Source organism: Nitrospirota bacterium, assembly GCA_040757335.1.
Taxonomy (GTDB): domain Bacteria; phylum Nitrospirota; class Nitrospiria; order 2-01-FULL-66-17; family 2-01-FULL-66-17; genus JBFLXB01.
The window spans coordinates 17,299-29,975 of sequence record JBFLXB010000022.1; the positions used below are offsets into that span (position 1 = coordinate 17,299).

11 protein-coding genes and 1 pseudogene are annotated in these 12,677 nt (G+C 64.6%); 5 read left to right on the forward strand and 7 right to left on the reverse strand.

The annotated features are described in order from the left end of the window. Nucleotides 1-18: 18 nt before the first annotated feature. From AB1451_11880 to mtgA, 6 genes and pseudogenes are all read right to left on the reverse strand, one after another. On the reverse strand, nucleotides 19-186 hold the full coding sequence (locus AB1451_11880) for a hypothetical protein (GenBank protein MEW6683602.1): 168 nt from the start codon (nucleotides 184-186) through the stop codon (nucleotides 19-21). Between the two features lie 246 nt (nucleotides 187-432). After that, nucleotides 433-704 (reverse strand): annotated as a pseudogene (locus tag AB1451_11885) (BrnT family toxin). Beyond that, entirely contained in the window at nucleotides 701-2,284 is a 1,584-nt protein-coding gene (locus AB1451_11890; protein ID MEW6683603.1) for a radical SAM protein, read from the reverse strand. Before AB1451_11890 ends, AB1451_11885 begins: the two are co-directional and overlap by 4 nt. A gap of 5 nt (nucleotides 2,285-2,289) precedes the next feature. Next, complete coding sequence (gene ubiE / locus AB1451_11895) at nucleotides 2,290-3,021, reverse strand: bifunctional demethylmenaquinone methyltransferase/2-methoxy-6-polyprenyl-1,4-benzoquinol methylase UbiE (protein MEW6683604.1); 732 nt, start codon at nucleotides 3,019-3,021, stop codon at nucleotides 2,290-2,292. A 361-nt stretch (nucleotides 3,022-3,382) separates the two neighbouring features. After that, a complete protein-coding gene (locus AB1451_11900; protein MEW6683605.1) occupies nucleotides 3,383-3,682 on the reverse strand; it encodes an RNA-binding protein in 300 nt (99 codons plus the stop codon). Between the two features lie 278 nt (nucleotides 3,683-3,960). Then, nucleotides 3,961-4,929: a monofunctional biosynthetic peptidoglycan transglycosylase gene (mtgA, locus tag AB1451_11905; GenBank protein ID MEW6683606.1), complete on the reverse strand. Its 969-nt coding sequence runs from the start codon at nucleotides 4,927-4,929 to the stop codon at nucleotides 3,961-3,963. A gap of 146 nt (nucleotides 4,930-5,075) precedes the next feature. Here mtgA and coaE point away from each other — a divergent pair, with 146 nt between their 5' ends. The 5 genes from coaE (at nucleotide 5,076) to thiL (ending at nucleotide 10,768) form a co-directional block, all read left to right on the forward strand. Beyond that, nucleotides 5,076-5,684, forward strand: coding sequence for a dephospho-CoA kinase (gene coaE / locus AB1451_11910; protein ID MEW6683607.1), 609 nt, complete (start codon nucleotides 5,076-5,078; stop codon nucleotides 5,682-5,684). Between the two features lie 34 nt (nucleotides 5,685-5,718). Beyond that, nucleotides 5,719-6,594, forward strand: a complete 876-nt coding sequence (gene galU, locus AB1451_11915) for a UTP--glucose-1-phosphate uridylyltransferase GalU (protein ID MEW6683608.1) — start codon at nucleotides 5,719-5,721, stop codon at nucleotides 6,592-6,594. Between the two features lie 100 nt (nucleotides 6,595-6,694). Further along, a complete protein-coding gene (locus AB1451_11920; GenBank protein MEW6683609.1) occupies nucleotides 6,695-7,108 on the forward strand; it encodes an Hsp20/alpha crystallin family protein in 414 nt (137 codons plus the stop codon). A gap of 114 nt (nucleotides 7,109-7,222) precedes the next feature. Then, nucleotides 7,223-9,586 carry an endopeptidase La gene (gene lon, locus AB1451_11925; GenBank protein ID MEW6683610.1) on the forward strand — a complete coding sequence of 788 codons (2,364 nt, stop codon included), beginning with the start codon at nucleotides 7,223-7,225 and terminating at the stop codon, nucleotides 9,584-9,586. Nucleotides 9,587-9,745: 159 nt separating this feature from the next. After that, complete coding sequence (gene thiL, locus AB1451_11930) at nucleotides 9,746-10,768, forward strand: thiamine-phosphate kinase (GenBank protein MEW6683611.1); 1,023 nt, start codon at nucleotides 9,746-9,748, stop codon at nucleotides 10,766-10,768. A 158-nt stretch (nucleotides 10,769-10,926) separates the two neighbouring features. Here the strand turns inward: thiL and AB1451_11935 are convergent, their stop codons facing one another. Then, complete coding sequence (locus AB1451_11935) at nucleotides 10,927-12,504, reverse strand: ATPase, T2SS/T4P/T4SS family (protein ID MEW6683612.1); 1,578 nt, start codon at nucleotides 12,502-12,504, stop codon at nucleotides 10,927-10,929. Between the last annotated feature and the right edge of the window lie 173 nt (nucleotides 12,505-12,677).

Here is a 12,677-nt window from a genome sequence, read left to right on the forward strand (position 1 = left end):
CGTCCTGACAAGTCCGCATTATAGCAATCCTGAACTGGAGTGCCCACGGCAGGCGCCGTGTATGCACAGGGTTTGGCTCTGCACCGAGGCCAGAAGCCCCAGGGCCGTCACCACCAGCACCGGCCCGACCAGGACCACGCTCAGATAGTCGGTAAACTTGCGCGTCCAGGATCGCCCTTGGCGCACCTGCCAGATCGCGTTCAGCGACTGCTGGAACGCTTTGCTTGTCGCGTTGTGACCCTGGCGAGCCTGATGAGAGAGCGGAGCGCAGCGTTGACTGTCTCGTCGTTCGGAAACACCGCCGCCACTTCAGGCTGCAGGACTACGATATTCGACGATTGTTTCAAGCGTTTCGCGTATTTTCCTCGGATCAATGGGCCAGCAAAGTCAGATCGCTTGTAGGCTGGTCGAAGATCATTTCTAGGGGCTCGTTTAACCTTCTTCATAAATCGTACGCTCTCCTTTACTCGCCACACGGGTGCTAATGATTCTGATGACGTCGCCTCGCTCGGTGTGAGCCACGACGAGTAGCCTGCCGCGCTCAGATACTCCAAACGTCACGAAGCGAAACTCGCGGATTGAATGTCCGGATCAGCACCGGTTACCGACAGCGGGTCCCGCAACGCCGTGGCTGCTTCCTCGAACGAGACCCTATGTTTACGAAGGTTCGCACGCGCCTTGTTTAGGTCCCATTCGACCCTCATCTCGGGACACTATAGCTAGGGACCACGGGGTCCTCCAGTTCCCGCTCGATGTTGATCAGCACCTGTCTGCCCGAGTCCTTCACCACTCCGGCGAACAGATTCGTGTCCGCGTAGTGCCCGGTGAGATCTCGAGCGATTTCCTGCGTCTGACGCAGTTCCTTCTCCTTCGCCTCCCATGCTTTCAAACAGGCCTTGGCAATGAGCTTGGAGAAGGGCGGGGGGTTGTAGAGGAGCTTCTTGATGGTCAGCGGGTTGAGGGACAGGGGGTTGTAACCTTGAGACAGGTAGCCCTCGGTCAGCAACCGGTCTTCGAATCCGGTGTGGGGTTGCACGCCCAGGAAGAAGAGCATGGGGAAGACGTGGTCTTCGCCCAGGATCGCAGCGATCTTTTTGTAGGATTGGACGCTTTCCAGCAGGGTTTGCTCGGTTTCGCCCGGGGAGTTGGGGGAGTAGTTCAGAATCACTTTGCCTTTGAAGCCTGCATCCTTTAAATGCCGGCAGCCTTCGTAGAGCTTCTCCAAAGAAAAACCCATGTGCAGTTCGTTGATGATGGCTTGCGAGCCCGAGGTGATGGCGACTTCTAGATCGCCCACGCCGGTAGCCACCATCAACTTGGCGAGCTCCGCGGTGATGTGGCTGGTGCGCACGTACCCGGACCATTCGATCTGGAATCGCTCGGCCTTGATGCGCTCCAGGATTTCCATGACCTGCACGTAGGCTTCGCGGCCGGTGATGAACTGCGCGTCGGTGAACCAGAACTTGCGCGTGCCCCAGAACTCGTAGTGTTGCTTGATGTCGTGCAAGACCGCGGCCGGCGGACGATGCCGCACCTCTTTGCCTTCGATGTAGGGGTACTCGCAGAACTGACAGTCGTAGGGGCAGCCGCGTTTGGTCTGCACGCCGATGTAGTTGCCGCGGTGGACAGTGTGCTGGGGGTAGATCTTGGACAGGTAACGCACGTCCAGGCTGAAGTCGGTCAACGGCAGGTAATGGCCTTTCTTCCCGGTGTGGACCGTGCCGCGCTGTTTGATCAAATACCGCTCGTCATCCAACGGCTTGCCCTCGACGACTTTCAGGACCGCCTCTTCGCCCTCGCCCAGGATGCCGATGGTGCCTTCCGGCAGCTTGTGGATCAACTGATCCGCAAAGACAGAGAATGCGCCGCCGCCGATCATCACGGCCGTATCCGGGAACTCCTCGGCCACCAGCCAGGGGTACCCCAAGAACTCGCGGATGCCTTGGTAGTAGCGCCAGAGAAACTCCAAGCCCTTGTACGACGCATAGGCTTTTTTGAACGGGTTGAGCGAGTGGTAGAAGTTGAACGCGTACTTCAGGCTGGCGTCGCCCTCGTGGGGCGCGAACACTTGGATGTCGCGCCAAGAGAAACACACGAGATCCGACTTGTTCTGTTTGATCACCTCGCGCAGCACCTGTTTGCGCCGCTCGACCGGGATGGGCGTCAGATCCAAGATCTGCTGGTTGATCTCGGGATGCCGACTGTGAATGAAGTTCGAGAGGTACGTCAGGCCGATGGGGTAGATCTCTTTGCACGGCAGCCAGACGTACAGGATCGACTTCATCGCGCTCATTTCACCCCGATGTGCAGCGCCACAATGCCGCCGGAGTGGTTCACGTACCGCACGCCGTGAAAGCCTGTCTGCCGCCACATGGCGGCAAAGCGCTCCTGGTCCGGGAAATGGCGGATCGAGTCGGGCAGGTATTGATACACCCCAGTACGGTCACGAGCGATCCAGGTGCCGATCTTGGGCAAGAGCGAGAACGAGTAGAAGTCGTACGCCCTGCGAAACGCCGCGTTCGTCGGCTGGGAGAACTCCAGACACACGGCACGGCCTCCGGGTTTGAGCACGCGATGCATCTCCGCCAGGGCCATGCTCAGCTGCGTGACGTTGCGCAGGCCGAACGCCACGGTCAAGACGTCAAACGTCTTATCCGCGAACTGCAGGGATTCCGCGTTTCCCAGCACGCAGGTGATCCGGTCGTCCAGCCTGCGTTTGCGGATCTTCTGTCGGCCGATCTCCAACATCTCCGCATTGAGGTCGCACGCGGTGACGCGCCCGTCCGCACCGACCGCGTCCCCGAGTAAGATCGCGAGGTCGCACGTGCCCGCGCACAGGTCGAGCACGCGGTCTCCGGGTTTGGCTTGGGTCATCTCTACGGCCTCGCGTTTCCACCGGTGGTGAAGACCCAGCGACAAGACCGTGTTGTTGAGGTCGTACCAGCGCGCAATGGCGGAAAACATGCGCTGGACAGCCCGCTCTTTTTCGGCAGGGGCGGGGAGGGCGGGGGAGCGTGACATGGGGTGGTGGTAGCATCATTGCCTTGCTTGTGTCAATCTGGCCGCTGATAACGGGGCATCTGCGGCGTTGTCGCTCTCTTGAAGGTGCCACGGCCGCCTCACCGTCTCGGCGGCGCTCGTGGCTTGGCGCCACTTCTTCGTGGCGCCACTCGCCTCACGTACAGACTCAGTACGCTGCGCTCCGGTGCTCGCTCCGCCTTGCATCTGCCCCATTCTCAGCGGCCAGTGGCCGCGGAAGAACGCCACCGGAAAAGAAAGTTAGAGGCGGGGATCAAGAAGTGATAGGTGCGCGTAAGCGATTCGGGAAAACGCCGGGGGGATGGAGGGGCCGAAGCCGGGTAGAGGCGCGTGCGCCGATGAGTCAGGTATTCGGCGAGGGCCCCGTGGCGCTGGAGTCGTTGCCCTGGCGGCGCGCGGGCGGCCGCGCTTCGTTTACGATGATGGGTCGGCCCTTGAGCGGCGTGCCGTTGAACTGGTCGATCGCCTTCTGCCCCTCGTCGCGCGTGGCCATCTCCACGAACCCGAAGCCGCGCGACCGGCCGGTGTAGACATCCGTGATGACTTTGGCGGACTGGACCTGACCGACCTGGCCGAACAGCTCGCGCAGATCGCCGTCAGAGGCCGCAAACGATAGATTGCCCACATAGAGCCGCATCCCCATACGGCATTCCTCCCTTCCGAGCAGACCTCGGGCCGGAGCCGGTGCGGCTCCAAACGGCCCGATAACGCCCGCGTCGCCTCGGGTCGGCGCGGAGCGATGCGCGGCGCGCGCACGCGCAAGGTGGTGGCTGTGGGTTGGGTGCGGAGAAACGGTCGGTTGAGCCGAGCGCTGCGAAGAGCACGTCGCCTCCCACGAACCGGAGTCGCGGGGGTTAACCTTGGGCGGTCACCCTCCCGATTTAAAACGAATTAATCCTAGCACAAAGGAGATAGGCGTTGCTACCCGCCGCCGGGTCCATCGGCCGCCGGCGGTTCGGTCAGTTCGGCCGGGGGTTCGGCGAGTTCCATGGGCGGGACCACGGCGTCGAGGGGCGGCTCGGGCGCGGCGTCATCCTCGGCCAGCTCGTCGTCGGGGGGCTCCACCACCGTCGGCTGCGCCACCGGCGTGGGCTCTGCCTCCGGTGCCGGGCGGTCCGGGGCGGGCAGCGTCAGGCCCAGCGCGATGCGGTACTCCTCTTGGGTGATCTTGTCGTACCGCACCATGCGATCCAGGATGATGCGCTTACGGCGCGCGAGCCGGGAGGAGGGCGCGAGCGGGGTGTGCCGAATCGGGTTGATCAGCATGCCCGCGAGCGTCGCGGATTGCGCGGGCGTCAGCTCCCGCGCGGAGACGCTGAAATAGGTTTGCGCGGCCTGCTCCACGCCGTACAGATGCGGACCCCATTCCACCACGTTCAGATAGAGCTCTAAGATCCGGCGTTTGCCCAGTTCCTGTTCGAGGCGTCGGGTGATGAGCAACTCGCGGAACTTGCGGGTGACCGTGCGCTCCGGCGACAGGTACAAGTTTTTCGCGAGCTGCTGGGTGATGGTGCTGGCGCCTCGTTGGACCTTTCGGTTGCGCCAATTGATCTTCAGGGACTCCCAGAGCTCGTGGTAATCCACCCCGTCGTGGTGGTAAAAGCCCGCGTCCTCCGCCAGCAGGACCGCGTTGACCAGGTGCGACGAGATGCGACGGAACGGCACCCATGTTTGGTGCTTGCGCGGTTTCCGGCCGTCACGCTTGGTGTACTCCTGTTCGCGCAACGCCATGAACGCGGTGGTGGTCGGGTTCTTGGTCTTGAGCGGACGCACGTCGGGCAACGTCAGGTATACGTACGTCCCGTAGGCGGCCGTGACGCCGGCGATTGCAAGGATGACCCCCGCCAGCGTCCGGCGTACTCGGTGCGACCCCTGACGGGATCGGGTCACGCGGCGTCGATTCGGGCGAACCACTGGGCGCGGAGATGGGTCGAGCGTGGGTCGGTCGGTCGCATGTGCGGCGCCGAATTGTACGCCCTCCCTCGCGTCATGATCAACGGCCGCGTCCCGGAAATCCGTGCTACACTGCGCCCGCGATGATCAAGGTCGGTTTGACCGGCGGGATCGCCTGCGGCAAAAGCACGGTCGCGGCGATGTTTCGTGACCTGGGCGCCTACGTGATCGACGCGGACCAACTCGCCCGCGCGGCGCTTGCGCCGGGCTCACCGGGCGCCCGCGCGGTGGCGCGCGCGTTCGGCCGAGACGTGGCGCCGAACAATGTGGTGGATCGCGCCAAGTTGGGCGCCCTGGTCTTTGGCCACGCCAAGCGCCGGAAACGTCTGGAAGCGATCGTCCACCCCTTCGTGTTCGCGGCCGAACGCCGGGTGGCGGCCGAGATCGCCTCCCGCGATCCCGATGCCGTGGTGGTGTTCGACGCGGCGCTCCTGATCGAGAGCGGCGCGTACCGCCGCATGGACGCGGTGGTGGTGGTGAGCGCGGACCAGCGCACGCAGTTGGCCCGCTTGGCCGCGCGCGACGGCCTGACGCGCGCCGAGGCTCTGGCGAGGATCAAGAGCCAGTGGCCGCTGGCCAAAAAGCGGCGCGTCGCGGACTATGTGGTCGACGGCAGACGGCCGAAGCGCGAGATCCAGCGCGTGGTGGCGGATATCATGGTCGACCTGCGGGCGCGGACCCATCTTCGTTGACTTTCACTCCGGGCGCACCTAGAATCAGCGTCTGATGAATGCCTCACCCATCGTGAAGGCCGTCATCCCGGCCGCGGGGCTCGGTACCAGGTTCCTTCCTGCCACCAAGGCCTCGCCCAAAGAGATGCTCGCGCTTGTGGACAAGCCCCTCATCCAGTACGTGGTCGAGGAGGCGGTGGCCGCGGGGATCCAAGACATCATCATCGTGACCGGCCGCGGGAAACGCGCGATCGAAGATCACTTCGACGTGGCGTTCGAGTTGGAGTCCACGCTGCGGGGCCAGGGCAAGCACAAACAACTCGAGGAGATCCAACAGATCACGGGTCTGGCGCGGTTCATCTACGTGCGTCAGCGTGAGGCCAAGGGATTGGGGCACGCGGTCCTGCAGGCCGGACCCGGGGTGGGCAACGAAACATTTGCGGTCTTGTTGGGCGACGACATCATCGACCACCCGCTGCCCGCGATCCAACAGTTGATCACCATGTACCACGAGGTGGGCGTGAGCGTGATCGGGCTGCAGCCGGTGACGCGGCAGGAAGTGAATCAGTACGGCATCATCCAGGGACGCGAGATCAAACCGGGGGTCTATCACATCTCGGATCTGGTCGAGAAACCCGCGCCGGAGCAAGCCCCCTCGACCCTGGCCGTGATCGGCCGCTACGTGCTCACCCCGGATATTTTCGACATTCTTGAGCGCACGGAGCCGGGGCGAAACGGCGAGATCCAGTTGACGGACGCCCTGCGCGTGTTGGCGCGGCAAGGTCGGCTGTATGGAAAGATCCTCGACGGCCAGCGGCACGACGCCGGGGACAAGTTGGGGTTTCTGAAAGCCACGGTGGAATTCGGGCTCAAGAGCCCCGAGCTGGGGCCGGCGTTCCGGAAGTATCTGGAGCAACTGCGGTTGGGATAACTCGACGGGCGGTTCTCGAACCGGGACCGCCCCGGTGGCCCACGCGCCTGGTCCGCGGGAACGGTACGCGGCCGGCGTGGTGTCGTGCAGGAGGCTCGGAATGGGCAAGCAGGAACCCGCGGTACGGACAACGACCGAGCGCCTGTTGGCGCGGCCCATCCTGCCGGAGCCGGAAGCGCCCAACACGCCGCTCCTTGATCTCTACGAGATCCCTGACGGGTTGGTGGTGACGGTGGATCTTCCCGGCGCGGTGGTCCAGGACTTGCGGATCGTGGTCTCGCAGAATAACCTGACCCTGGAGGGCACTCGGCAGACGGGCCGCGACGCGGGACGCGGCTGTTACCTACGGGTGGAACGCAATTCCGCGGCGTTTCACCGTGTGGTGCATCTGCCGATTCCGGTCAACCCCCACGCGGCGGTCGCGCGGTACGAACGCGGCGTGCTCACCGTCACGTTCCCCAAGATCCCGGACCGAAGGCAGAAAGCGATCGAGATTTCGGTGCAGGAAGGATAGAGAAGCCCAACCGAAGGAGCTTTGCGGCTCAGCGCACTCGTGAAGGAGACTTCAGGCGTGACACAGACCCTTGATCAAGAAGGCCAGCAGGTCGAGATCCCCAGCCAGTTGCCGATGCTCCCGGTGCGGGATCTGGTGGTGTTCCCGCACATGGTGTTGCCGCTGTTCGTGGGCCGCGAGATGTCGATCAAGGCCATCGACGAGGCGCTCGCCGGCAACCGCCTGGTGCTGTTGGTGGCCCAACGCGCGCTGGACGTGGAGAATCCCCAGCCCAAGGACCTGTACGCGGTCGGGACGGTCGGGATGATCATGCGGATGCTCAAGCTGCCCGACGGCCGGATCAAGATCCTGGTGCAGGCGCTCACCCGGGTCCGCGTGCTCGACTACGCCCAGACCTCCCCGTTCTATTCGGTCCAGACCGAAAAGCTGCCCGACGCGCTCGTCCCGGAGATCGGCCTCGAGATCGAGGCGCTGATGCGGACGGTCAAGGAGCAACTCGAAAAGATCATCGCGTTCGGCAAGTTGATGTTGCCCGAGATCATGGTGGTCATCGAGAACCTCGACGAACCCGGCCGCTTGGCCGACATGATCGCCTCCAACCTGGGGCTGAAGGTGGACGTGGCCCAAGAGGTCTTGGAGATCCTGGATCCGGTGGCGCGGCTTCGGCGCGTGAACGAGATCCTCAACAAGGAGATCGAGCTGCTGTCCATGCAGCAGAAGATCCAGGCCGAAGCCAAGGGCGAGATGGACCGCAGCCAGCGCGAGTACTTTCTGCGCGAACAGCTCAAAGCGATCCAAAAAGAGCTGGGCGACGTCGATGAACGCGCCGAAGAGATCAATGAGTTCCGCAAGCGCATCAAGCAGTCCAAGATGCCGGAGAAGGTGTTCAAAGAAGCCGACAAACAACTCAAACGGCTGGAGAAGATGCACCCCGACTCGGCCGAGGCCGCCACGATCCGCACGTATCTGGAATGGATGGTCGAGATTCCGTGGAGCAAGAAGACCAAGGACAACCTGGACATCCCGGCCGCGGAAAAGGTGCTCAACGCCGATCACTATGACCTTGAGAAGGTCAAAGAACGCATCCTCGAATTCCTCGCGGTGCGCAAGATGAAGCAAAAGATGAAGGGTCCGATCCTGTGTTTTTTGGGCCCGCCCGGGGTGGGCAAAACCTCGCTGGGCAAGTCGATCGCGCGCGCGTTGGGCCGCGAGTTCGTCCGCATGTCGTTGGGCGGGGTGCGCGACGAGGCCGAGATCCGCGGGCACCGGCGCACGTACGTCGGCTCGTTGCCGGGCCGGATCATCCAAGGCATCAAGCAAGGGGGGTCCAACAACCCCGTGTTCATGCTGGACGAGGTGGACAAGATCGGCATGGACTTCCGCGGCGATCCCGCGGCGGCCCTGTTGGAGGTGCTGGATCCGGAGCAGAACCACGCGTTTACCGATCACTACCTGGGCGTGCCGTTCGACCTGTCCAACACCATGTTCATCACCACGGCGAATCTGCTCGACCCGATCCCCGGTCCGTTGCGCGACCGGATGGAAGTGATCGACATCTCCGGGTACACCGAAGAGGAAAAGGTCGGCATCGCCAAGAACTATCTCATTCCGCGCCAGTTGAGCGAACACGGGATCTCGGAGAAACACGTGGACCTCACCGAGACCGCGCTGCGGATGATCATTGCGCAATACACTCGCGAGGCCGGCGTGCGGAATCTCGAGCGCGAGATCGCCAACGTATTTCGTAAGGTGGCCCGCAAGGTCGCGGAAGGGAAGGTCAAACAGTACATCATCACCCCCAAGAGCCTGCAATCCTATCTGGGGATACCGAAACACCTGCCCGAGGCCGAGCAGGAACACGACGAGCTCGGCGTGGCCACGGGTTTGGCGTGGACCGAGTCGGGGGGCGACATCATCTACATCGAAGCCACCACCATGAAGGGCAAGGGCGGGCTCACGCTCACCGGTCACCTGGGCGACGTCATGAAGGAGTCCGCGCAGGCCGCGCTCAGCTACATCAAGTCCCGCCAGCACGAGATCGGCGTCAAACCCGACGTGTTCGGCAAGCTCGACGTCCACATCCACGTGCCCGCGGGCGCGATTCCCAAGGACGGGCCTTCAGCGGGCATCACCATGGCCACCGCCCTGGCCTCGGTGTTCACCGAGAATCCGGTCCGGCACGACGTGGCCATGACGGGCGAAGTCACGCTGCGCGGCCGCGTGTTGCCGATCGGGGGGCTCAAGGAAAAGCTCCTCGCGGCCAAGCGGGCGGGGGTGAAGACCGTGATCATCCCGAAGCGCAACGAAAAGGACCTCGAAGACGTGCCCAAACACGTCAAGCAGGGCTTGCACCTTGTGTTCGCCGAAACCATGGACGACGTGTTGCCGGTCGCGCTGCGGGGGTTTCGGATGGCCAAGCCGCGGACGCAGCGGCCGAGTCCGGCGCGCCAGAGTCGCTCTCTCCCCATCAACGCTTAGCCTGTCCATGAGGGGCCATCTGCGGCGTTGCCGCTGCGCGTCCGCTCCTCACGTACGCACCCAGTACGCTGCGGTGCGGGCGCTCGCGGCGCCTTGCATCTGGCCCGCTCCTGAACAGGCTCACAGCGCGCAGATGTATGCGCGCTGTGGAAAGCATCGGTGAAAGATAGTCTCGGGCGATTGGGCGAGTTTGGGCTCATTGATCGCCTGGTTCGACTGTGTCCCACAACCTCTCCTCGCTTGCGCATCGGGGTCGGTGATGATGCCGCGGTGCTGACGTCGCAGGCTGGGACTGACCTGCTGGTCACGACGGATGTTCTGGTCGAGGGTGTGGACTTTAAGCGGCTGGTTTGGCCGTTCGAGCGGTTGGGGGAAAAGGCGCTGGTCGTCAACTTGAGCGATATCGCGGCCATGGGCGGTCGGCCGGTCGCGTTTTTTGTCGCGTTGTCGCTTCCGGCGCTGGCGCGGGTTCGCGACGCGGAGGCGCTCTATCGGGGACTGGGGCGCGCGGCCAGGCGGTACGGCGTGGTGCTGGCCGGAGGGGACGTGTCCGCGGCGCCCTGCTGGTCGATCGCGGTGACGGTGATCGGCGAGGTCCCACGCGGCCGGGCGCTCACGCGCTCCGGCGCGCGTCCGGGGGATCTGCTGTGCGTCACCGGCACGCTGGGCGATTCGGCCGCGGGGTTGGATCTGCTGGGTCGCGGACAACGAGTGCCGCGAGGCCTTGCGCAAACACACGCGCGCTGGTTGATCGACCGTCACCAGCGTCCCACGCCCAGACTGGAAATCGGCACCCGCCTCGCGCAGCAGCGTCTAGCCACCTCGGCGATCGACCTGTCCGACGGCCTGGCCGCCGACGTCAGGCGACTCTGCGAGGCGAGCGGCCTGGGCGTGGAGATCGATCTGACAGCGCTTCCGCTCTCGGCCGCGTTGCGCGCCCATGCGACCGTGGCGCGACGTGAGGCGACGAACTACGCCTTGGGCGGAGGTGAAGACTTTGAACTGCTCGTAACCGTCCCGCCGCGCCAACTTGGTCGTGCCAAACGTCTTGTCGCTACCGACGCGCCCTTGACCGTCATCGGTCGCGTGACGCCAGCCCGCCGCGGCCTCGCCGTGATCGACGCGAAAGGCCGCCGCCCGCTCCCCCGTATCGGATACGAACATTTCCGGAACGGTGGCTAGGAACTTCAGGTCCTCAACGAGAGGCGTTAAAAATTCGTTGAGGACCTGCGGCCCGCTCAAAACGTTCCATCTGCAAGGCGCCGCGAGAACCGGAGCGCAGCGTACTGGGTCGTACGAGAGCACCGGAAGCACAGCGGCAACGCCGCAGATGGACGTTTTCAGCGGGCCGTACCGCAGGAGGCGCAGTGGGTCCAGGACGGCGCCACCACCGCCCCGCACGCCCTGCACATGCCTGCGGCCCGCGCCCCGCAGAACGGGCAGTGAGGCGTGGGTCCCGGTCTGATCTGGCCGCACGCCTCGCAGAGGGGCGGCGCGCCGTCGTCCGGCTCCAACACTCGCCCCAACTCTTCCAACGACGTGAGGCCTTCGCGGGCCTTGGTCAACCCGGCGGCGAGCAGCGAGACCATCCCCGACCGCAACGCGGCCATACGGAGACTCTGCTCGTGAGCGCCGGCGGCGATGTGTTCGCGTAACTCGCGGGAAGGCAACAAGGACTCGAATAGGCTGATGCGCGCCCGGTACCCGGTCCCTGCGCACGCGGGGCAGCCGGCCGGCAGCCACCACGTCGGGTCGTCGGCCGCGGATGCAGGCAGACCCAAGTGCAGCGCGTGCGCGAGCGCGGGGCGTTCTTGCGTGCGACAGGCGGAGCAGAGGGCCCGCACCAAACGTTGCGCCAAGATTCCCGCGGTGTGAGCGGCCACCAGGAAACGCGGCACGCCGAGATCGGTCAGGCGAGCGACGGTGGCCGGCGCGTCGTTGGTGTGCAGCGTGGAAAGAACGAGATGCCCGGTCATGGCGGCGCGGTACGCGATCTCCGCGGTCTCTCCGTCCCGAATCTCTCCGATCAAGACGACATCGGGGTCCTGGCGTAGAATCGCGCGCAGCGCCCGCGCAAACGTCAGCCCGCTGTCACCGTGCACTTGCACCTGGTTGACGCCCGGGACCGAGTACTCGATCGGGTCTTCGACCGTCACGATATTCGTGGTGCCGTCCCGGATCGCGTTGAGCATGGCGTACAGCGTCGTGGTCTTCCCGCTGCCGGTCGGCCCCGTCACCAGGATGATGCCCTTGCGGCGTGCGAGGATGGCGTGAATGGCGTCCGCCTCGCGGGCCGTCAGCCCCAACGCGCCGAGACTCAAGAGTTGCCGGGAGTGATCGAGGATGCGGATCACCACGGTTTCGCCGTGTTGGCTGGGCAAGGAGGAGATCCGCAGATCCACGGCGTGTCCCGCGTGGCGACCGCGAACCGCGCCGTCTTGGGGGAGGCGGCGTTCCGCGATGTCGAGCGAGGCGAGAATCTTCACGCGCGACACCACTGCGGGGTGCAGCCCCTTGGGCAACCTGAACGCGGACGTGAGCAGGCCGTGGACCCGATACCGCACGAGCGTGGCTTCGCCCGTCGGCTCCAGGTGGATGTCGCTGGCCTGGCATACGACGCCGTACCCGATCAGCCCGTCCACCAGCCGTACCAGCGGCGGCGGGGCGGTGCCGTCCCCGGCTCGTCCGCGGGACGCCTCCGCGGCGAGACTCGGGATGGTCTGCTCGTACTCGACGCGTTGGAGGTCGGTTTGACGCGCGAGCGCGGCGGAGAGCGCGGCGGGCTCCAGCAGCTTGAGGGCGATGAGTTGTTCACCCAACAGACCGCCGTGTTGGCGCTGTTCCTCCAACCCACGACCGAGCGCCTGCGGGGTCAGGCGGGCTTGCGCGCACAAGAGTTCACCGAGGCGTTGCGCCATGGGCTACCTCCGGATGGAAGCGCGGCTTTCGGCCGGGCATCCTACGCCTGTACCGTGGCGGAATCAAGAGGGCAACGACGCGGCTTCCGGGCGCGAACCCGGGGCACGGACGGCGCCGAGGCGGGGTTTGCTCGCGGCAATGCATTTTGCGATAATACGCCGGCTTTGACGAG